Origin of the sequence: Amycolatopsis sp. NPDC051061 (assembly GCF_040682935.1) — a bacterium.
In the GTDB taxonomy this organism is placed as follows: Bacteria; Actinomycetota; Actinomycetes; order Mycobacteriales; family Pseudonocardiaceae; genus Amycolatopsis.
The window spans coordinates 84,152-104,393 of the sequence record NZ_JBFBBZ010000013.1 but is presented as its reverse complement, the minus strand read 5'-3'; the positions used below and the strand labels follow the sequence as shown (position 1 = coordinate 104,393).

General features: G+C 69.5%; 19 protein-coding genes. 10 read left to right on the top strand and 9 right to left on the bottom strand.

The window, feature by feature from the left end; all coding sequences use genetic code 11:
* Positions 1 to 16 precede the first annotated feature (16 nt).
* From AB0N03_RS19585 to AB0N03_RS19550, 8 genes are all read right to left on the bottom strand, one after another.
* Positions 17 to 1,198 (bottom strand): N-acetyl sugar amidotransferase, encoded by a 1,182-nt coding sequence (locus tag AB0N03_RS19585; RefSeq protein WP_364373301.1) that lies wholly within the window; start codon positions 1,196 to 1,198, stop codon positions 17 to 19.
* Entirely contained in the window at positions 1,195 to 2,676 is a 1,482-nt protein-coding gene (locus AB0N03_RS19580) for an amidohydrolase family protein (protein WP_364373298.1), read from the bottom strand. Before AB0N03_RS19580 ends, AB0N03_RS19585 begins: the two co-directional genes overlap by 4 nt.
* Positions 2,677 to 2,777: 101 nt before the next feature.
* Complete coding sequence (locus AB0N03_RS19575; RefSeq protein WP_364373295.1) at positions 2,778 to 3,974, bottom strand: amidohydrolase; 1,197 nt, start codon at positions 3,972 to 3,974, stop codon at positions 2,778 to 2,780.
* Positions 3,961 to 5,190, bottom strand: coding sequence for a hypothetical protein (locus AB0N03_RS19570; RefSeq protein ID WP_364373292.1), 1,230 nt, complete (start codon positions 5,188 to 5,190; stop codon positions 3,961 to 3,963). The genes AB0N03_RS19575 and AB0N03_RS19570 overlap by 14 nt, the downstream gene beginning before the upstream one ends.
* Positions 5,187 to 6,473 carry a lysine 2,3-aminomutase gene (locus AB0N03_RS19565; protein ID WP_364373289.1) on the bottom strand — a complete coding sequence of 429 codons (1,287 nt, stop codon included), beginning with the start codon at positions 6,471 to 6,473 and terminating at the stop codon, positions 5,187 to 5,189. Before AB0N03_RS19565 ends, AB0N03_RS19570 begins: the two co-directional genes overlap by 4 nt.
* Positions 6,470 to 7,201 carry a TfuA-like protein gene (locus AB0N03_RS19560; protein WP_364373286.1) on the bottom strand — a complete coding sequence of 244 codons (732 nt, stop codon included), beginning with the start codon at positions 7,199 to 7,201 and terminating at the stop codon, positions 6,470 to 6,472. Before AB0N03_RS19560 ends, AB0N03_RS19565 begins: the two co-directional genes overlap by 4 nt.
* A 297-nt stretch (positions 7,202 to 7,498) precedes the next feature.
* A complete protein-coding gene (locus AB0N03_RS19555) occupies positions 7,499 to 8,707 on the bottom strand; it encodes a YcaO-like family protein (RefSeq protein WP_364373283.1) in 1,209 nt (402 codons plus the stop codon).
* A 25-nt stretch (positions 8,708 to 8,732) separates the two neighbouring features.
* Entirely contained in the window at positions 8,733 to 8,900 is a 168-nt protein-coding gene (locus tag AB0N03_RS19550) for a hypothetical protein (protein WP_364373280.1), read from the bottom strand.
* A gap of 128 nt (positions 8,901 to 9,028) precedes the next feature.
* Here AB0N03_RS19550 and AB0N03_RS19545 point away from each other — a divergent pair, with 128 nt between their 5' ends.
* From AB0N03_RS19545 to AB0N03_RS19520, 6 genes are all read left to right on the top strand, one after another.
* Positions 9,029 to 9,904, top strand: a complete 876-nt coding sequence (locus tag AB0N03_RS19545; protein WP_364373278.1) for a DUF6202 family protein — start codon at positions 9,029 to 9,031, stop codon at positions 9,902 to 9,904.
* Complete coding sequence (locus tag AB0N03_RS19540; RefSeq protein WP_364373275.1) at positions 9,901 to 11,019, top strand: DUF6421 family protein; 1,119 nt, start codon at positions 9,901 to 9,903, stop codon at positions 11,017 to 11,019. The genes AB0N03_RS19545 and AB0N03_RS19540 overlap by 4 nt, the downstream gene beginning before the upstream one ends.
* Before the next feature lie 285 nt (positions 11,020 to 11,304).
* Positions 11,305 to 12,603: an ATP-grasp domain-containing protein gene (locus tag AB0N03_RS19535; RefSeq protein ID WP_364373272.1), complete on the top strand. Its 1,299-nt coding sequence runs from the start codon at positions 11,305 to 11,307 to the stop codon at positions 12,601 to 12,603.
* Positions 12,600 to 13,934, top strand: a complete 1,335-nt coding sequence (locus tag AB0N03_RS19530) for a hypothetical protein (protein WP_364373269.1) — start codon at positions 12,600 to 12,602, stop codon at positions 13,932 to 13,934. The genes AB0N03_RS19535 and AB0N03_RS19530 overlap by 4 nt, the downstream gene beginning before the upstream one ends.
* The gene (locus AB0N03_RS19525) at positions 13,931 to 15,241 is read left to right on the top strand and encodes a hypothetical protein (protein WP_364373266.1); all 1,311 of its coding nucleotides are present in this window, start codon (positions 13,931 to 13,933) and stop codon (positions 15,239 to 15,241) included. The genes AB0N03_RS19530 and AB0N03_RS19525 overlap by 4 nt, the downstream gene beginning before the upstream one ends.
* Complete coding sequence (locus AB0N03_RS19520; RefSeq protein ID WP_364373263.1) at positions 15,238 to 16,485, top strand: MFS transporter; 1,248 nt, start codon at positions 15,238 to 15,240, stop codon at positions 16,483 to 16,485. The genes AB0N03_RS19525 and AB0N03_RS19520 overlap by 4 nt, the downstream gene beginning before the upstream one ends.
* Here the strand turns inward: AB0N03_RS19520 and AB0N03_RS19515 are convergent.
* Positions 16,444 to 16,797, bottom strand: a complete 354-nt coding sequence (locus AB0N03_RS19515) for a helix-turn-helix domain-containing protein (protein WP_364373260.1) — start codon at positions 16,795 to 16,797, stop codon at positions 16,444 to 16,446. The two genes, AB0N03_RS19520 and AB0N03_RS19515, sit on opposite strands and share 42 nt — an antisense overlap.
* 243 nt (positions 16,798 to 17,040) lie before the next feature.
* On the opposite strand from AB0N03_RS19515, the gene AB0N03_RS19510 reads away from it, so the two are divergent.
* The 4 genes from AB0N03_RS19510 to AB0N03_RS19495 all read left to right on the top strand — a co-directional run bounded on the left by AB0N03_RS19510 (position 17,041) and on the right by AB0N03_RS19495 (position 20,231).
* On the top strand, positions 17,041 to 17,826 hold the full coding sequence (locus AB0N03_RS19510; protein ID WP_364373257.1) for an aspartyl/asparaginyl beta-hydroxylase domain-containing protein: 786 nt from the start codon (positions 17,041 to 17,043) through the stop codon (positions 17,824 to 17,826).
* On the top strand, positions 17,823 to 18,641 hold the full coding sequence (locus AB0N03_RS19505) for a PhzF family phenazine biosynthesis protein (protein WP_364373255.1): 819 nt from the start codon (positions 17,823 to 17,825) through the stop codon (positions 18,639 to 18,641). Before AB0N03_RS19510 ends, AB0N03_RS19505 begins: the two co-directional genes overlap by 4 nt.
* A complete protein-coding gene (locus AB0N03_RS19500; protein WP_364373252.1) occupies positions 18,634 to 19,863 on the top strand; it encodes a cytochrome P450 in 1,230 nt (409 codons plus the stop codon). The genes AB0N03_RS19505 and AB0N03_RS19500 overlap by 8 nt, the downstream gene beginning before the upstream one ends.
* Before the next feature lie 62 nt (positions 19,864 to 19,925).
* Positions 19,926 to 20,231 (top strand): sigma-70 family RNA polymerase sigma factor, encoded by a 306-nt coding sequence (locus tag AB0N03_RS19495; RefSeq protein ID WP_364373249.1) that lies wholly within the window; start codon positions 19,926 to 19,928, stop codon positions 20,229 to 20,231.
* Positions 20,232 to 20,242: the final 11 nt, after the last annotated feature.

The following is a 20,242-nucleotide window of genomic DNA, read 5'->3' as shown; positions in this document are numbered from 1 at the left end:
GTGCGACAGATCCGGATCAGCCATCCTGGCCACCACCCGCCGACGCACCGCGGTGCGCGGTCGGCATGCGGTCGGCGTCCGGCAACGGCGTGGCACGGGACACGGACTCCAGATCGAAGTCGCGGCCGGGCGCGGCGAACGCCACCGCCTGCTCCAGGAGGTCCTCCTCGTCGAGCTCCACCAGGTCGAGGACGGTGTCGAGGCTTGCGGGACGCCTTCCGTCACTGGAGCGGCCCAGCTCGACGGCCTGCTCCTGGGTCATCCGGCCCAGCCGGGTCTCGAGTGCGCCGATCCGCGCGCCACGCCCGTAGCCCTCCTTCACGAACCTCAGGTAGTCGTGGGTGCCGACGAGGAAGCAGTCGAACTTCTCGTACTCGTGACCCGCCGGGACGCCTTCTTGCGGCGCGCCGCGCCACCCCAGCTCGCGAGTGATCACGTCCACCTGACGCCGTTCGTCCCAGCGGATGTGGTTGCTGAGGAACAGGGTTCGAACACCGGCTGCGTCGATTTCCTCGCGGCTCGGGAACGCGAACGGCGCCAGCGCCCTGGGGTCGACGTCCGGGACGGCGGCCGCCATTTCCGCGAAGCTGGTTCCGGTGACCAGCTCGTACCACTCGTCGTCCATCCGGTCGGACTCCGGGGCGTCCGCGTACGTACGACCCGGATAGCTGTAGTACTCACTGAGGCTGTGCGCATAGAACACCAGCGGAACGCCGAGCTGGATCGCGGTGCGCACCGGGTAGGCGGCGATGCCCGCGGTGCAGTGCCAGCACACGGTGCCGGCGAGCCCGAGTCCGGCGCGCATCAGCCGCTGCACCAACGGGAACGGCGGCCGCAGCACGACTTGGTCGACACCCAGCCCATCGATCACCCGGCGGCAGTTTTCCCATGCCTGGTCGCGAAGAAACCGGTTGTCGATGGTCGCCGCGAGACACCGCAGGCCCAGTACCTCGGTCAGGTAGTACAGAACGTACGACCCGTCCTTGCCACCGCCGAACGAGACCACGGCGTCGTACGGCCCCTGCCCGCGCACTTCCTGCGCCAGGACCGCGAGCTCGCGCTCACGCTGCGTCCAGTCGATCTTGTGGTGCTTCAGCTCGTGGTGACGGCACACGGAGCAGACACCCTCGTCGTCGAACGTGACGCTGCGCCGGCCCTCCGGCAGCCCGCACCGGCCGCACAGTCGCGTCGCCGTCACGACGGTCGCTCGCCGGTGGTCACTCGGCCGGCGAGTTCGTCGGCGACGGCCTGCTCCACCACGGTGCCCTTGAAGAAGTCCGGGTTCGCTCCGGCGTGCAGCTCGACGGTGTTCGAGAACACCAGCTCACGGAACTGGGTCTGGTCCACCAGCCCGTGCTCGACCAGCTCGTGCGCCTCGTGCAGCACCTCGGTCATGTCGGTGACGTCGAAGTGTGAGATGTCGGAGCTGAACAGCGGCTTCAGCTTGGGTCCGAGCCGGGTGTCGAAGGCGAGCGAGATCAGCGGATCGTCCGACTCGCAGCCGAAGTAGAAGTTGCGCGCGAACTCGTTCGCCACCTCGTCTGCGGACCCGACGCCCACGGCCGCGAAGTCGTCGAGGTCGGTCTCCCGGTCGGTCAACTCCTCGATGCCGGTGCCGGGGAACAGGATGTCCACGTTGGCGATCAGCTCATCCGCGCGCCCCTCGGCCCAGTCGCCGCCGTACTTCTCGATCAGCGAGCGCAGCACGGCCTGGTCGAGGTTGCGCGGACGCAGGTTCGCCAGCAGCGCCTGCGGGTTCCGCTTCTCCCAGTGCCCGACCAGGTCGGCGCACAGGCTCCGGCCCCAGGCGACGCCGCCTTCGAGGAACGCGAACTTCAGCGTGGGGAACCGGCGGGTGACACCACCGAGGTAGAGCGACCGTGCGAACGAGTGCGCCGCCTGGGCGAAGTGCCCCATGTGGTTGAAGACGTCGTTCGTCACCGACGCGCGGTCGGGCCAGCCCCGGCTGCCGCTGTGCGTCATCGGGGACACCTTCAGCTCGGCGAGTTTCGCCCACAGCGGGTCGTAGTCGTGCGCGCTGTCCAGCGCGAGGCTGTCCACGTAGAACGGGACGCTCGCCGGTTCGGCGCCGTCCTTGTCGAAGGCGGGGACCGGCCGGATCAAGCTGCCGTTGATGATGACGACCTTGAAGCCGAGCTCGTTGACGGCGAACTCCGCCTCCTCGATCGCCTCCTCGGGGGTGTTCGTCGCGATCGTCGCGGCGGGCATCATGCGGTCGGCAAAGGGCGCGAAGATCTCCGCGTGCATGATGTTCGCCGCGCGGACGGCCGCCCGGCGCAATGCCGGATCCTTGATGTAGTCCGGGGTGTTTCCCCGGGTTGCGAGAATCAGCGCGAAGTCGATACCGAACTCCGGGAGCCGCTCGTACATCAAGGCGGGCAACATCGCAGTCGCCCGGTCCAGGGTTCCCGCGGGGAAACCCCACCAGGCCGGGCGCCAGTAATGCCGGTCCCGCCGCTCCTGCGGCGACATCCGGTACCACGCGTCGCCCCTGCCGGATTGCATGCTCAGAAAGGTGTCCGCCTTGCTGCTGCCGGCGAGCTTGCGCACGTAGTCGGCCCACAACGGAATCGGCTCGGTCCAGTGCCCGTCACAGTCGATGACCGGATGGGAAAGCCCGGACCTGATTTTCGCCGAAGCACTTTCGGACGCCATCAACACTCCCGTCTTGACGTGCATTTCTTCGTCGTGTACGGCGGACCCACGGAATGGTTCACATGCTCTCGACGTTAGCAGCGGTCCGGATCTTCTTCCATCTATTCGGCGTCGACTGAAGTATCGGTGGCGGTAAATACTTCCCGACCGGACACGAACACCCGAAGCACCCGCTGGTAAATGTCGAGTGGATTACCCGACCACACCACGACGTCGCCGTCGAGCCCGGGGCGCAACGCGCCGACGCGGTCCGCGAGCCCCATGATCGCCGCAGGCACGACGGTGATGGCCCGCAGCGCGTCGTCCGGTGCCAGCCCCGCCCGCACCGCCAGGATCGCCTGCAGCGCCAAAAGATCGATGGGCACGAACGGGTGGTCGGTCGTCAACGCCACGGGCACGCCCGCCCGGACGAGAACCGCGGCGGTGACCGGGTCCCGCTGCCGGAGTTCGACCTTGGACCGGCTGTGGATCAGCGGCCCGATCACGCACGGGACGTCCCGCTCGGCGAGCAGGCCGGCGACGAACCTCGCCTCGGTCGCGTGCACGAGGACCAGCCGGTAGCCGAACTCATCGGCCAGCCGGATCGCGGTGGCGATGTCGTCGGCCCGGTGCGCGTGCTGGAAAAGCGGGTACTCGCGGGCAAGCACACCCGCCAATGCCTCGTGCCCGTGGTGCGTTTTCGGCGCGGAACCGTCCGCGGCCGACGCGACGTGGTCCCGGGCCGCCACGAACGCGTCGCGCAGCACCGCGACCGTGCCCATCCGGGTGCTCGGCAACGCCTGCCGGTCCCCGTAGGCGCGTTTGGGATTCTCGCCCAGCGCACTTTTCACACCCGCCGGCGCGCGGACCGTCAGCTCGTCGACGGTCCGGCCCCACGTCTTGATCGCGACGGCCTGGCCGCCGATCGGGTTGCTGCTACCGGGTTTCACCAAGCAGCACGTCACACCGCCCGCGAGCGCGTCGGCGAACGCGGGATCCGCGGGATTGATCCCGTCGAGCGCGCGCAGCCGCGCGCCGTTGGGATCGGTCACCTCGTTCCCGTCGGCGCCCGCCCATCCCTCGCCGTCCTCGATCAGCCCGAGGTGGCTGTGCGCATCGACCAGGCCGGGCAGCACCCACCGGCCGCGCACGTCCACCACCGGCACGTGCGCCGGCACCCGGACGTCAGCCCCCACCGCGGTGATCCGGCCGTCCTCGACGAGCACGGTGCCGCCGGAGACGGGGTCACCCGCGACCGGCACGACGTGGCCTCCCACCAGGGCGACGTCTCGACTTCCTGCCGTTTCATCGGTCCGCACGGGTCCGGTACACCCCCTCGGCGGAGTGCAGCGCGTGCAACGCGTCCAGCGACTCGCGCACCACCGCCTCGTCGTCGTGCACGAAGTAAGCGCCGCCGAGTTCCATCATCGCCAGGTTCGACGGCGTGATCCGCCGGCCGCGGCCGGGCACGCTCACGAGGCTGTGGAAACCGGGCAACCGGCGGACGGCGGACAGCCCGGGACTGCTCGCGAGCATCCCGGCGGTACGGGACCGCAGGTACGCCATACCCAGTGCGCGGCCGGTCGAGTACGGCGCTGCCAGCCGCCCGGCGAACCGGTCCGGCTCCAGGTGGCGTTCGGCGAGCAGGTGGACCTGGCTGCGACCGGTCGCGGCGAAGTACGGGTCGGTGTGCACGCACCCGAGGTGCCTGCAGTTCACCTCGACGAGGACGGGTCCGGCCGCCGACCACCGGACCTCGGTGTGCGCACAACCCTCCACGACGCCCAGCGCGTCCAAACACGACAGTGCGTACGCCACCACCCGGCGCAGCCGGCCGGTGAGTTCCTTGGCCAGCAGGAGATCCCGGCTGGTGGGCGCGCCGGCTGCCCAGTCGTAGCGCTGGTAGTACACATCGGACACCAGGTGCCGCCCGGCCATGCTGACGGTATTGACCCCGAACTGCGGTCCCGGTTCGTACCGCTGGAGAAGCACTGTGTCGTTCACGACGCCGATCCCGTTCGGCTTGCCGATCAGCTGCTCGAAGGCTTGCACCGCTTCGGTCCGGCCTTCGCAGCGCAGGCAGCCGCGGCTCGCGCCCGTATTGGTCCACTTCAGCACCACGGCTCCGGCGCCCAGCTCGTCCAGAGCGTTCTCCAGCTGCTCCCGGCTGGTCACCGCGTAGCTCGACGGCACCGGGATGCCGGCTGCCGCGACGGTCTTGACCATCACCGCTTTGTCCACCCGCGCGTCCAAGAGCGTCAGATCGTTGTGCGGCAGGCCGAGTGCCGCCCCGAGCCGGTCGGCGAGCCGCACCCCCCAGTTGCTGCCGGGCAGCACGGCGACCGGCCGTCGCGCCCGCAGGCGCGCCACGGTCTTACGGAAGGACTCGTGGACCTCGGTCAGCGGGGACACGGTGTCGGCGGCCTGCGCCCGCGCCAGCTCGGGCTCGTAGAGGTGCAGGGTGTCCACTCCCGCCTCCTGGCAGGCCTCGGACAGGTGGTACCCGCTCGACAGCGGGTTGACCAGCACGATCATGTCGTTCCTCCGTGTGCGTCGAAGAACTCGTGGTCGGCGAGGCCGTACGGCTCGAGGTCCGCCCACCCGGCCGCGTCGGCGCGGAAGCGGGCGTAGAACGGGCGGCCTACCAACCGGGGATCGCGCGCCTGCAGGAAGCGCAGCGCGAACGCTCGCCCGCCGGGCAGGTCTGCGACGCCATCCACGACGACCTTGCCCGGGGACACCGACATGACGGGCCCTCGTGCCGTGCGGGCGAGCCCGCTGACCCTCGTGAGCGCGTCCCGGTAGATCTCGTGCACCCGCACGAGCGGCACGCCGAAGTAGTGGTTGGCGCCGGTGTCACGCTCCACGAACAGGTAGTACGGCAGCACATCCCGGCGCACCTGCTCGCGCCACAGGTCGGCCCACACCAGCGGGTCGTCGTTGACGCGCCGGATCACCGGCGCCTGCGACCGCAGGACGGCTCCGGTCCCGCGAAGTCTGGCCAGCGCTTTGCGGGCGCCGTCGGTCCGCAGCTCCCGCGGATGCGACACGTGCAGCATCAAGGCCAGGTGCCGGCCCGCGTGCACGACGTCCTCGAAGAGCCGCAAGAGCGAGTCGGCGTCCGGCCCGGCGGTGATCCGATCCGGCTGGAACGAAACGGCCTTGGTGCCGATACGGATGGACTCGACGTGTTCGTACCGCGGATCGAGCAGCGGCCGGACGTATCGCTCCAGCAACGGCGTTTGCATCACGAGCGGGTCCCCGCCGGTCAGTACGACGTCCGAGACAGCCGGATGGTGATCCAGGTAGGACGTCATCGTCTCCGGACCGTCGACCGCCATCCGGAGGTCCGGCTCGCCGATGAACTGGGCCCAGCGGAAGCAGTAGCCGCAGTAGCTGTGGCACGTCTGCCCCTGCCTGGGGAATACCAGCAGTGTCCGCTCGTACTTGTGCTGAAGGCCCCGCACCGGCGTGTTCAACTCGAGCTGCCCGGCCGGATGCGGGTTCATGCCCGCCCGGATTTCCGCCACCGCCGCTCGCAGCCCGGCGGGATCCGCCGCCGCCTTGTCGAGCCGGTCGAAATCCGCCGGGGCCAGCATGTCCCGGTGCGGGAACAGCAGCCGGTACAGGGGGTCGTCCGGCGCCCGGGACCAGTCGACGAGCTCGTCGACCGCGTGAGTGTTGACCTTGAACGGCAGCACGGACGCAACCAGCGCCGCGTCCCGGGCCAGCACCTCGTCGCCGGTGCGCCGCTCGATCAGGTCTCGCAGGCTCGAGCCCGTGTACACCCGGGACCTCGTGCCCCCCAGCGTCGTCATCCGGCGACCACCGCCTCCGCCGCGACGAAGCGGTGCCAGCTGTTCGTCGCCCGGAACTCCACGAGCTCGCCGGTTCGTTCGGGCAGGCTGCCCTCGGCGAGCAGGGTGAGCGCACCGACCGCGTCCCGGCGCTTGACGCCTTGCCCGTGCTCCCGGACGAAGTCGAGCAGCGTGGACCGCTCGGCATCGCGCAGCCGGGCCGAGGCCAGCACGCCCGGCCAGTGGCGGTCCGGGTAGTACATCCGCTTCGCGGCGGTCACGACACCCTCGACTGCTTCCGGGCCGACGGCCGAACATTCGGCCGCGGCGTGCAGCGTTGCCCGGATGTCCACCATGGCAACGGAGAGCGCACGGTAGCCGTACTCGGCGGCGGCGTGTGCCACCGCGACCTCGTCGTCGTCCTCCAGCACCTCGTCCCGGTAGTCCTCGAACACCGAGCCGAGACCAGCCATGCCGTACTGGTGAAGCTCCGCCGCGCGCAGCGCGCCCATGCTGGCGCAGCCGAGAACCCGCCAGCCCACTGACATCGCATGGAGGATCTCTTTGTGCCGCACCGAAGGTACTTGCTCGAAGTAGCCGTCGACGATCAGCATCGTGCCTGGACTGTCCTGGTGTTGCGTGCAGCGGTACACATCGCCCATCGCGGCGGGCGGGTGGTACTGAGCCGCGAGGATGCGTTGTGCCGCCGCGACGGACAACGTCGGGCCGAGGAAGACGTGGGTGTTCACCAGACCGCTGTCCCTTCTGCAACCCGGTTCGGCAGGGGTTGTGATCCCTCGATCCCGGTGGGTGCGCGGCCCTGGGTGCGAGCCGTTCGACTTTCGGCCGACGGACTCATCACCGGATGAGCACCTGGTCGACACCGCCGGAACAGCGTGGCTCGCCGCGAGCCGGGCAACTACCGAAGACGGCATCACCGGCCCGCTTGCACGGCCGCGCCGACACGACGAACCCGCTGAGCTCCCGCTCGCGATCACGAGCGGTCCGGAAGGGACTGGTGCGGGTCAGGGGTCGACTCGAAGAGCTCATCGGCTCTCGGCCAGCGCGCGCAGACCCGGCTCGGCATCACCGAAGCGCGCCTCGAGACCCGGCACGACCACCTTGACCACGGGCACGCCGAGCTCCTCGTACGTCAGGTCGACGGCCACGACGTCGGCGAAACCCGCAGCCGTCATCCGGGCGCGGACGGTGTCGAGGTCGGCGGCCAGCGAGGCGGTTTCGGGTGGTTTGTGATCCGCGAAGTCCCGGGTGCACGGCACAGCGGCCAGCTCGGCGCTCACCCGAGCCAGCCGGTCCGGGTCGACAGCCTGCCGCAGCCCCTCGCGGCTCAGGTCGTCGCGGCTACCGGAGATGTAGGTGAGCCGGTTCTGCGCCGCTTCGGTCAAGGCCCGCGACAGCGCGACCCCAGGCCGCAGGTGGCAGCCGAACCCGTCGTGCAGGCCCACCGCACGCAGATCTCCGGAGGCCGGGGTGAGCAGGCAGCCGAACGCAGGAACCCCGATGTCGGAGGTGACGTCCCAGAGCAGGACGCCGACACCGGCGGCCCGGAGCACCGCGATCAGCTCTCGGCAGTGGGGGTCGGTAACCGTGTCCGGATCCACCCGCGCGTAGTCGGCGCGGCGTCGCCACAGCGCCTCGGCGTCGCGCTCGACGACCTCACAGAGCGCGTGGACGAGCGCTTCCGTCCTGGTGTTTCCGGACGCCAGACCGTTGCTGCTGCGCAGCAACCCGCTGGCGGCGCTGTCCCCCGCGCTGGTGAAGTCCAGTGAGACGACGTCGGACGGCACCCAGACCGGTTCACCCGTCTGCAGGTCCGCGCCCGCCACCCAGTCCATCCGCGCTGCCGGGTCGACCTCGCGGCCGGCCGCCGCCGGCAGCAAGTCGGCCGCCACGACCCGGTGCCCGCGCGCCGAGAGGAACTTGGCAGTGCCGCGCCGGGATGGGAGGCGGACCCGCTCCGCGTGCCAGATCTCGACGCTCTCCATGAGAGCGGAGACCTTGGCGGCGGCGTCCGTCCCGCCTTTCCCGAGGCTGATCACGAGCGACCGGGCGTGCGGGCGGATCGCGGCGAACACCGGGATACCGACGTCATCCAGCCCGGTCAGCCGGGCGAGCCGGGTGATGCCGCAGGTCGGGCGCAGCGGCATCACCCGGGCCAGTGTCTCTTCCGGCGTCCCGCATCGGCGCATCCCGGCCGTGTGGTCCAGCTCGCGCGCGAACCCGGTCGTGGACACGGACGCCCCCACGGCACCGAGGACGCTATTCCTGGAACGCCAGTCCGTCTCCGACGCTCTTCACCTCGCCCTTGAAAGCCAGCCCGTCGCCGACACTCTTGACTTCCTGGCGGAACGCGAGACCGTCGCCCACGCTCTTCACATCGCTTTTCACCACGGGTCGGTCGTCGTGGCTTTCGGCACGTTGCAGCATTCCAAACTCCTTCATCGCACCTGTTGTATTCGAGAATTATTAGCAGTCCCACAGAACGGCGAGCAATGTTTTCGGTCGTACCCGAAAGCATTGCGATCCAATCGGCGAGGAGCCTACTTTGACTGGCGATGCTCAAGGCAGGGGAAACGTCAATGACTAAGGACAACCTGGGTCGGGCCGGTGCGCTCATCGATCGACAGGACACCGCACCGACCCTTGACGACCAGGTCAACCGGCTCATCGATGGCGCGGGCCTGAACCGGGAGAACAATGAATTCTTCCACCGGGCTCGGCACTGTCCGACGGTCACGCCGGAAGCCGCGTACACGATTGCCGCGACATGGGGGCGAATGACGCGGTCGTTCATGTTCACGACGATCGCGAGTCTCGGACTGAACGCACGTCGGTTTGCCATGACCGAGGAACCGAATCACCTGGAGCTCGCGGTATTCCAGACCGCCTACCGGGTGATCGGCGACGACGTGGCCAACTTCGCCGGCGAGTTCGCGGCGGTCGGCCCCCAGGGCGCCGCGGGCATTCACTACGTCTGGTGGCACGACACCGTCACCGCGCGCCTGGCCCCGCACGCCGGGGAAGCGCGCACGCCCGGCGTGCCGGCCGGAGCGCGGGTGCTGCTCGCCAGCATGGCGCGGCTCGCGGACGAGCCCCTGGGAGCGGCCGTGCAATTGCGGGTCGTCGAGCACATCGCGCTCGACATCGCGGTCGCCTTCCGGCGAGTGTGCACCAACGTCGTCGTCGACGGTGCGCCGCTCTTCGCGCGGCACGGTGACCTGGACTGGATCGACTCTCACATCCGCGCGGAGACCGGCCACGCCGCGTCGGTCTCCGACGACGAGACGGGGATGACCACCGCCGTGGCCCCGACACCGGACCGCGATCGGTTCGTCGCACTCGTCGCGGAATACGTCGCCAGCTGGGCCGGCGCCCTCGACGAGTTCGCCCGGGTGCTGCCGCAGGCGGACGGGAACGCGAGTCGCGAATGACCGCCAGTGACCGGCTCGCCCCCTTAGCCGAGGTGGCGCGGCTGCGCCGGGGCGTGGTCCCGGATGCTGTCCGCGCCGACCCGGGCGAGCAAGCGCGGCTCGCGGCGCTGATCGAGAGCTCTCCCGCGCTCCGGGCCCTGCCGACGGCACAGGCGCTGACCGCGGACCTGCGGGGGTTCGCCGACGACCCGCGGATGACGAGGACGAAGGCGCACATCAACGCGGCGGTCGACCGGCAGCTGTTTTCCGTGTTCCGGGTGCCGTACTTCCCGTCGCTCGCCCTCGACTACCTCGTCTACACGCCCGTGCACACCGACGAGAGCGTGCTGACCGCGTATCCGAGCAACACGATGGCGGTCACCGTCGACGCGGCCACCGACGGATTCACCCCGCCCGGCGTGGTGGCGCTGTTCCCCGAGCACCACCTCGACGGCGTGCAGGACGACGACGATCTGATCTTCTACTTCATCGACAAGTTCGTGACGCGGCACTTCCGGGTGACCCGGCCGATGATCGAGCAGGTGATGGCCGAGGGGTCGTTCCCGAGCCTCGCGCACGCCGGCACCGCGGCCGTCCGGCAGGTTTCGGCGTGGTGGGTGCGCATGCACGAGCACCACCACCGCCTCGGCCCGATGCCAATTCCCGGCTATCTGAAGGCGAAGAGCGCCAAGCCGCTCGCGGGTCTGGAGGAGCTGCGCACGGACGTGTCGTCGATGCTCGCGTGCCTGCACGACCGGACACTCCCCGCGGCGGATGCCCTGCTCACCTACGAGTACGTCCTCGCGGAGCGGCTGCTGCGGTACGCAGTCGAGGGCATCCCCCGGCCCAACTACGACGCCGTCGCCTCGCAGTTGCTGTTCACCTACCTGCGCTCGCGCGGCGGTCTCGAGCTGCGCGCCGACCGGCTGCACTTGACCGGCGAGCTGCCCGCGGTGCTGGCCGCCTTGCACGCCGAGATCGACCGGATCGAACAACACATCCAGCACGAGCCGGTAGCGGACGTGCGGCGTCGACTGCTCGAGTTCACCAACCGCTACACCGCGTTCGACGAGCGGGCCGGGGACTACCGGCACCTCCCGTTCTTCAGCCGCGTCAAGGAAAGGCTGGGCGTGTGAGACCAGCAGACCGGTGGGCGCGCCCAAGATGCCGATCCAGCGGATCGACACCCCCGGGCGTCGAGTGCTTCGCCGCCACGATCCGGGTCCGGGTCCCGGCCGCACCACCGGGCGAGGCCAAGTCGTGAACACTCGACGCCCCGGCCGCCCCGGCCGCTCCGACAGCCCGCGGCGATACCCGATCATCGTCATCGACTGTGCCGATGTGGTCGAACTCGTCCAGGCGTGGGAGATCCTCTGCATGCCTCGCCGGCCGCAGGCAGAGCCCGTCGCGGGGCCGACCACGTGAGGGTTCGCCGCGAGCTTTGCGTCATCGTCGACGGCTACTCCAGCGGCAACGCGCTGGCGTCGGCGTTCACCGCGCACGGCTTCCAGACCGTCCACGTGCGCAGCGGCCCGACAGTCCCCGACGTGCTGACCCGCACGTTTCGGCCGCACGACTATGCGGGCTCCTTCACCTACCTCGGCGACGACGCGGAGCTGCTCGCCTGGCTCGACCGGCACGGCCAAGACGTGCGGTGCGTGGTCGCCGCCGCCGAGTCCGGAGTGCTGCTCGCCGACCGGCTGGCCGAACTGGTCGGCGCACCGGGCAATGGGACGCGGCTGAGCCCCGCTCGGCGGGACAAGGCGATGATGGCCGACGCCGTCGCGGCGGCCGCCGTCGCGACCATCCCGCACCTGCGTTCGGCCGACCGCGCGGAGGTGCTGCGCTGGAGCAGCCGGACCGGCGCGGACCACGTCGTGCTGAAACCGGTCTCCAGCTCCGGCACGTTCGGGTTCCACATCTGCCGCGGCGCCGAGGAAACCGGCCGCACCTTCGATCGGCTGATCGGATCCGCCGATGTGTTCGGCGCTCGAGTCGACGACCTGCTCGTCCAGCCGTTCGTGGTGGGCGAGGAGTTCAGTGTCAACGCGGTCAGCTCCAGCGGCCGCCACCTGGTGACCGACATCTGGCGCACCCGCAAGCGCCGGATCGGCCAGTCCCTTGTCTACGACCTCGAGACCCTCGTGCCCGTTACCGACGACGCGGGTGGCACCGGCCAGGTCCTCGAGGACTACGTGTCCCGGGTGCTCACCGCGCTCGGCATCGAATTCGGGCCGTCGCACACCGAAGTGATCCGAACCGGCGCCGGACCGGTGCTGGTCGAGTGCGCGGCCCGGTTCATGGGCTCGGTGGACATCTCACTGGTGTCGGCGGCCACCGGGCTCAACGCGGTGGTGGCCACCGCGGAGGCATACCTCGCGCCACCGATGTTCCACCGCCGGTTCGCCGAGCCCCTGCCACCGGTGCGCCGGCACCCCGCCATGGTCCAGCTGCTGTCCACCGTCGAGGGGACCCTCACCGGCTACGACCTCGACGCGTTGCGCTCACTGCCGAGCTTCCACGGGGTCGACACCTCGCTCGAGGCCGGTGCGCGTGTCGTGCCGACCACGAACTCCTACACCAGTCCCGGCCTGGTCTTCCTGTCCGCGGCCGACCCTGACCAGCTCTTGGCCGACCACGCCGCGATCCGCGCGATGGAGGCGGCGGGCGGGCTGTACCGCGTAGACACCGCGCCGACCGTCGCGGACCGCGTGCCATGACCTTCTCCGAGGACAATCACCCCTGGCTCGCCGCGATGCAGGAGCCCGGACCGCGGCAGGTCCTGCTCGAGGCGAACCCGCACATGCGCGGGTTCGCCGACGCCCTGGGCGCGCACCGCTTCCGGCTCCTGCCCCACCCGTTCACGATCGCCGCGGACGACCACGCGCGGCTGGCCGACGCTGCCCGCGTCCTCGTCCGGGCCCAGACGACGATCCTCCGCCATCTGCTCGCGACCCTGACTCGCGAGAACCTGCACGCCATGTTCGGGCTGCCTGCGTCCGCCGTGATCGACTGGGCGGAGCTCGCCGCCGAAGAACGGATCATCGCTCGGCTCGACGTGCTGCCGACCACCGAGGGCTACCGGTTCTGCGAGATGAACATCGACTCGTCGATCAGCGGCTTCGAGATCCACGACTGCGTGGACGTCCTGTGCGCGCGGCTCGGCTGGTCTCTGCTCGAGGGCACCGCGTCGCCGCAGCGGGACATAGCAGCGTTGATCGGGCGTATCGCCCGCGACCGGGCTTCCGAGCGGGTGGTCATCTGCGACTGGGACAGCCGCGTCGGCATCGGGTACTTCGGCTTCGACCTGCTGCGTGGGCACATCGTCGACGCCGTCCCGGAACTGGACGTCCAGCTCGTCCACCACGGCGACTACCGGGCCGAGTGGCTGCGCGAGGGCGACCGCACGCTCGTCTATCGGGGCTTCATGCATGCCGACGTCGACGATCCGGCCTTCGTCGAGCGGCTCGTCGGCAGCGGCGCCACGGTGGTCAACCTGTTCGACTCCGAGATCCGCACGCACAAGGCGTGGTTCGCGATGTTCTGGGACGAGCGGTACCGGCGGCTGCTGGACCCGGCGACCCTCGAAACGATCGGAACCTTCGTGCCGCGAACGGTCCGGATGACGCCGGGCAACCAGGCCGACCTCATCGCCCGGCGCGAGGAGCTCGTGTTCAAGCTGGCCCGATCCTCCGGCGGCCGGAACGTCGTCGTCGGGCGGGAGCACACCGCCGCCGAGATCACGGCCCGGCTGCGGGGCACCGGTCCGCTGGACTGGGTGGCCCAACGGTTCGTCGAGACCAGCAAGGTCGTTCTCGCGCGGGACATCGGGTCCGAACCACGGCCACACCACGTGGTGCTGGGCATCTACCTGGTCGACGGCGCGGCGAGTGGCCTGCTGCTGCGTGCGAGCGAGACGTCCACCGTGGTCAACGTCAGCGGGACGGCTGCCGCGGGCTGGGTGGTGCCGGCCACCGCCGCGGCCCGGCAGCGCCACCTCGACGAACTGCGTGCGCTCGGCGCGGCCACCCCCGTCGGCGGCCGTCGATGACCGGCCACTCCCCCGGCGATCTCATCGCTGAGTACCGACGAACCGCGGCAGGCACGCCCGACCTGGCCGACCTGCGCCGGGCCATCGCCGCGTACCCGCCGCTGACCGCGGTCAACGCCACTTACCTCGCGCAGCCGCTCTTCGTGCCGGCCGCGGAGATCACCACGTTCGCGGCCGACCTGCGCGCGGTCGTCGACCTCGCGGTGTCCTTGCCGGAGCGGGTGTTCGACGGCGACGCGGTCCGCTACTGCGCCGCGCTCGGTGTCGACGAACGGTCGGCGAAGTTGCTCACCCGGAGAGGCTGGCGGGAGCCGCCGCGCTACGGCCGGGCCGATGTCTACCACGACGGGCACGGGTTCCGGTTGCTCGAGATCGGCCTCAACAGCGCCGTCGGCAGCACGACCATGGCGGCTCACCTGCCCAGGGCTCTGCTCGCCGTTCCCGAGTTCGCCGAGTTCGCGTGCCGGCACGATCTCGGGTTCGTCGACACCGCCGACCGCTTGGCGACGGCGGTGCGGACTGCCGCGGCGGAGATCGGGGTGCGGGATCCGGTGGTCGCGCTCGTCGAGGCGCCGGGCGGAATGCGCGACTTCGCGGTGGCCTGGGGGCTGCTGCGCGACGACTTCCACCGCGCCGGTCTGGTGTGCCACGTCGCCGAGATCGGCGACTTGTCTTTCGCGGGCGGCCGGTTGCGCGCGAGAGGCGCGCCGGTCGACGTGGTGTTCCGGTGCTTCACAGTCGACGAGATCGTCCGGGAACCGGACGGCGAAGCGCTGTTCGAGCCGATCCGAACCGCAGTCGACGACGGCGTCGCAGTGCATTGGACACCGCTCGACAGCCACCTGTACGGCAACAAGGCGTGCCTGGCCCTGCTGTCCACGCCGGCGCGCCGCAACTACCTGTCCCCGGAGGAGATCGCGGTGGTGGACCGGGTGTTGCCCGAGACCCGGCGACTGGCGGCGGCCTCGGTGCCCGCCTACGCCGCGGACGGGACCGAACTCATGCTGAAGCCGAACGCGTCCTACCGCGGAATCGGCGCGGTGGCGGGCTGGGCGGTCACGCCTGACGAGTGGGCCCGAGCGCTGGCCGCCGGCGCGGCGGCCGGGTGCGTCGTCCAGCGGCGCGTGCGGCCGCGGATCGAGACCGTGGTCGACCCGGCGGGTACCAAGACCGGGTGGCACGCCTTGTGGGGTGTCTTCTACACGCCGGACGGGTACGCGGGCTGCACCGCGAAGGCTGTACCGGCTGGAGTGCCCGGTGTTGTCACCCGGGGAGCCCGGGCCGCCGTGTTCCACCACCCGGCATGAGTGCGGCGCCCGCACAGCCGCGGCCGAACCTGGTGCGGCACGCCAATTTTCGCCGCTTCTGGCTGGGCGACACGGTGAGCAGCTTCGGCTCCGCGGTAACGGTGCTGGCGCTGCCGCTGGTGGCGATCGAGACGCTCGACGCGTCGCCGTTCGAGGTCGGACTACTCACGATGAGCCAGTACCTGGCCTTCCTCGTACTGGGGCTTCCCGCAGGCGCGTGGGTCGACCGCATGAACCGGCGGCTGGTGCTGATCGGCGGCGACGTCGGTCGCGCGGTGCTGCTCGCCACGGTCCCGCTCGCCACGACCGTGCACGCGCTGACGATGGGCCATCTGTTCGCGGTCGCCCTGCTCGCCGGCGTGCTGCGGGTGTTCTTCGTCATCGCGTACCAGACGTATCTGCCGGAAGTCGTCGACGCCCCGGATCTCGTCCAGGCCAACGCGAGGCTGACGGCATCCCGCGGGGTCGCGGAGGTCGGTGGTCCCGGTCTCGCCGGGTACTTGGTGAGCTGGTTGACCGCGCCCCTGGCGATCGCGGCCGACAGCGTGAGCTTCCTCGTCTCCGCGCTCTTCGTCGCCAGGATTCGCACCGGCGAGACCGCCGCCCGCCGTCCCCGGCGGCCGCTCATCGCTGAAGTCGGCGAAGGCGCCCGGTTCGTGCTCGGCCACCCGCTGCTCCGCGCGATGGTGACACGCAGTGCGCTGTTCAACCTCAGCAACACCGTGCTGGCGACGATGTTCGTGGTGCTCTTGGCCGACGAGCTGAACCTGCCGGCGAGCACGATCGGGCTCGTGTTCACCGTCGCCGGCGGTGGGGCGGTGGCCGGAGCTCTCATCGTGGAGCGCGTCGCGGCCGCAGTCGGCGGGGGCCGCGCGATCGTCTGTGCCGCCTTCGTGGTCGGTCTCTCGGCCGTGCCGATGCCGTTCACCCAGCACGGTTGGCCGCTCTGGCTGGCCGCCGCGGGCGAGGCGGTCGGCTCGGCCGCCGTGGTCGTCTCGAACGTCACGCAGATCAGCTACCGGCAGCGGGTCTGCCCGAAGGAACTGCTGGGCCGTGTCAACGCGACGACGCGGTTCGTGGTGTGGGGCGCCGTCCCGCTGGGCGCGCTGCTCGGCGGGGTGCTCGGGCAAGGCGTGGGGATCCGGCCGGCGCTGTGGATCGGCGTGGTCGGCGAGCTGCTCGCCATCCTGCCGCTGGTGTGCTCACCTTTGTGGCGGCTGCGAAGGCTCGACGATGTCGCCTGACCCGGACCGCACGTCGGTGCGCCGGCTCAGCAAGTTCCAGCCGAGCGCGGTGATGGAGTGCATCACGGACTTGCCGTGCCGCTCCGTCGTGATGAGACCCGAATCGCGCAGGACGCGGGCGTGCTCGCTCGCCGCGGCGAGCGAGCAGCCGATGCTCGCGGCCAGCCTGGTCGTCGACCGTGGTCGCCGCAGCGCCGCCAGCGCCCGCGACCTCGTCGGGCCGATGAGCCGCGCCAAGGCGGGGTGTGGCAGCGTCGACGGGTCGCCGGAAAGTGCCTCGGTCATCTCGTCCCCCAACTGCGGCAACGTCACGACGCCACCCTTTGTGACGTCGATCGTCTCAGCCAGAATTCTAAGGACGCCCGGTGCGCGACGACGCCACGCCGGACGGATTTACCTAAACAGGTCGTCGTCCTCCAGCGGACACCGGCGCGACCATCGTCGCGCACGCCCGTCCGGCCGTCGTCAGCCAGGTTCACTTTCCGATAATTTGGGGAAATCATGAGTAAAATCGAGACCGGCGTACTGTCTACGTACACAATGGACACGCGGAGGTTGACGCAGGACCTGCAGACGGCGGAACGCTGTCCGTACACCGATACCTATGGCGAGTTCGCCTGCGGCGCATGGAAAAGCTGTGCCGTGTGGAACGGGACCGGTGACGGCCTGCAAACCAGCCTCGATGCCTACGACGGCCCCGCGGTCCTGACCGACTTGGGCAAGCAGCTGCCTTACCTCGAGGAGCTGGTCAATCGCCTGTTCGAAACCTCGCTGCTTCGTTACGCGCGCATCGCCCGGCTGACGCCCGGGAGTGCGCTCGTTCCGCACCGCGACTACCTCGAACTGGAGTCCGACCTCATCCGGATCCACCTTCCTCTCGAGACCGACGACGCGTGTCTCAACTCGCACGAGAACATCGTGTACCACATGGAAGTCGGCGAGGTCTGGTTTCTGGACGCCACGAAAACCCACAGCGCTTACTCCGCCTGGGACCGCGACCGCGTCCACCTGGTACTCGACTTCCACGCCTCGTCGATCGACGAGGTGATGGTCGCGGCCCCGTCGTACGGCGGGATCCCGGCCGAGCGCGCGATCAGCCGGGCACCACTGGCCGATGCGGAGTCCGAAGCATACGTTGCCGCGGGCGCGCTGATGACACACACGACACATCGCGAGTTCCTCAAGATCGCCATCACCACGTTGTTCACTCGGGACATCGAGCCGGCCGAGGTCTTCACCTTGTTCGAGGCAGCGGCTCTGCGCTCGGGTGATCCAGCCGTGCTCGCGGTGGTGGAACCGATGCGCGCTTACTTCCTGCACACCCGGCAGGCGATCTCGTGAAACTCCCGCTCTTCCAGGTCGATGCCTTCACGGAAAGGGTCTTCTACGGCAATCCCGCCGCCATCTGCCCGCTCGACGAGTGGCTCGACGAGGACCTGATGCAGTCGATCGCTCTGGAGAACAACCTCCCGGAAACCGCTTTCCTGGTAGCCCGGGGCGATGACTACGAAATCCGCTGGTTCACGCCGTCGATGGAGGCGGAGCTGTGCGGCCACGCCACACTGGCTTCGGCGCACGTCGTGTTCACCGAACTACGCCCCGATTTGTCCGAAGTGGTGTTCCACTCCGGCAAGGGACCATTGCGCGTCAGCCGGCTGGACGACGGGCAGCTGGCACTCGGCTTCCCGGCGCTGCCGGTGGTCCGGATCGACCCACCCGCCCGCCTGCTCGACGGCCTCTCGATCAACCCGACAGCGGTGTACGCGGGAATGGACTACGTGGCGCTGTACGAAACGGAGGAACAGATGTGCGCGGTCACACCTGACCAGAACGTGCTGCTCGGCCTGGATCGACGGGCGGTCACCATCACCGCCCCCGGTGTCGACCACGATTTCTCGTCCCGCTTCTTCGCGCCGAAGCAAGCAATCCTCGAGGACGCGTTCACAGGTTCTGCGCACTGCTTGCTGATCCCGTTCTGGGCGGACCGGGTCGGGCGCCGGAAGCTGGTCTCCCGGCAGCACTCCACCCGCCTCGGCCTGCCACACGTGATCGAGGCGTCTTGCACCCTGGTCGGCGACCGGGTCACCATCGCGGGCCACACCCGGTCCTTCATGTCCGGCACCATCTGTTTCGACGAAGGGCCCGCCGATGCCTGACGTCTACAGCCCGCAGGTGTACGCCGACGGCATCCCGTACGACGTCTATGCCGAGATGCGCGACGAGGAGCCGGTCTCGTGGCAGGAGGAGCCGGCTTTGCCGACGTCCCCCGAGGGTCCGGGGTTCTGGGCGATCATGCGGCATCGTGACGTGCAGTTCGTGAGCCGCACCCCGGCGATCTTCTCGGCACGCCTGGGCGGAACACAGCTGCGCGACCCGGACCCGGCCGACTTGCCTTACCTGCGGTCGATGCTGCTCAACATGGACCCCCCGGAGCACAATCGGTACCGCAAGATCATCAGCCGGACGTTCAGCCCGGCCAACATCGCCGCGTTCGACGCATTCATCGGTGATCACGTCGCGAAGCTGCTGGCGCCGCTGCGAGAACGCGATACCTGCGACGTGGTTACCGAGCTGACCGACGAGGTGGCGCTGTCAACCCTCACACACGTACTCGGCGTGCCCCATGAGGACCGCAAGTTCTTCTTCGACTGGGCCAACCGCGTCATCGGCTACCACGACGAGGACTACAACGACCTCGACGGCACCGATGCGGTGGTCGACCGGCGCAGCCCGTCCGAGCTGGCCGACATGATCGAGTACGCACGGAAACTCGCCGACTACCGGCGTCGAAACCCCGGTGACGACCTGATCACCGCCCTGGTGCACTCCGAGTCGGACGGCAGGAGTCTCACGGACGCAGAGTTTCAGAACTTCTTCTTCCTGCTCGCGGTAGCGGGCAACGACACGACGCGCAGCGCGCTGCCCGGCGCGCTGATGTCGCTGATGGCGCACCCGGATCAGTACGCCTTGCTGCGTGCCCAGCCCGAGCTGATCGGCACGGCGGTCGAGGAGTGCCTACGGTACGCACCCCCGGTCATCCACTTCCGCCGGACCGCGAAAGTCGACACCGCGCTGAGCGGTGTCCAGATCGGTTCCGGGGACAAGGTGGTCGTGTTCTACCCTGCGGCGAATCGCGACCCGGAAGCGTTCGACGAGCCGGACACGTTCACCATCACCCGCACGGGCGCTGCCCACGTGAGCTTCGGATACGGTCCGCACGTCTGCGTGGCTGCCGCCCTCGCGCGCACCCAGATGCGGCACGTGCTCGGCGGCGTCACCCGAGCGTTCAGCAGCATCCACGACGCAGGCCCACCCGAACGGCTGCTGTCCAACTTCGTCACCGGGATGAAGCACCTGGAGATAGCGCTTCGTGTCTGAAGCCGCTGGCGTGGTGGACGGCACAACCGAAGCACCTCGGAGGAGTTCGCTGAGGTTGTTGCGTGAACCGCGCCTGGGGGCACCCTGCCTACCCGAGCAGCGGCCCCGGAAAAGACGTCTCCTCCGGTTCCACCAACACCGACATAGTGGGCGACCTCGATTCTCGTATCGAGCTCGTCGAGGACTACAACAGCGTGAGTCCGTTGCTGAAACAGCTGCCGAACGATGAACGGACCATTCTCCAGATGCGATTCTTTGACGGTCTGAGTCAGTCGCAGATCGCTTCGCGAATCGGCGTATCACAAATGCAGGCCTCACGACTACTCACCAGAATCCTGGAGAAGCTATGCGAAAAGCTCGTCGAGTGACTGCCGCAGGG

Coding starts and splice junctions, on each gene's coding strand:
- AB0N03_RS19565 (WP_364373289.1), bottom strand. CDS start 6,473: ATGACGACGCTGGGGGGCACGAGGTCCCGGGTGTACACGGGCTCGAGC.
- AB0N03_RS19520 (WP_364373263.1), top strand. CDS start 15,238: ATGAGTGCGGCGCCCGCACAGCCGCGGCCGAACCTGGTGCGGCACGCC.
- AB0N03_RS19545 (WP_364373278.1), top strand. CDS start 9,029: ATGCTCAAGGCAGGGGAAACGTCAATGACTAAGGACAACCTGGGTCGG.
- AB0N03_RS19530 (WP_364373269.1), top strand. CDS start 12,600: ATGACCTTCTCCGAGGACAATCACCCCTGGCTCGCCGCGATGCAGGAG.
- AB0N03_RS19540 (WP_364373275.1), top strand. CDS start 9,901: ATGACCGCCAGTGACCGGCTCGCCCCCTTAGCCGAGGTGGCGCGGCTG.
- AB0N03_RS19500 (WP_364373252.1), top strand. CDS start 18,634: ATGCCTGACGTCTACAGCCCGCAGGTGTACGCCGACGGCATCCCGTAC.
- AB0N03_RS19525 (WP_364373266.1), top strand. CDS start 13,931: ATGACCGGCCACTCCCCCGGCGATCTCATCGCTGAGTACCGACGAACC.
- AB0N03_RS19550 (WP_364373280.1), bottom strand. CDS start 8,900: ATGCTGCAACGTGCCGAAAGCCACGACGACCGACCCGTGGTGAAAAGC.
- AB0N03_RS19580 (WP_364373298.1), bottom strand. CDS start 2,676: ATGGCGTCCGAAAGTGCTTCGGCGAAAATCAGGTCCGGGCTTTCCCAT.
- AB0N03_RS19570 (WP_364373292.1), bottom strand. CDS start 5,190: ATGATCGTGCTGGTCAACCCGCTGTCGAGCGGGTACCACCTGTCCGAG.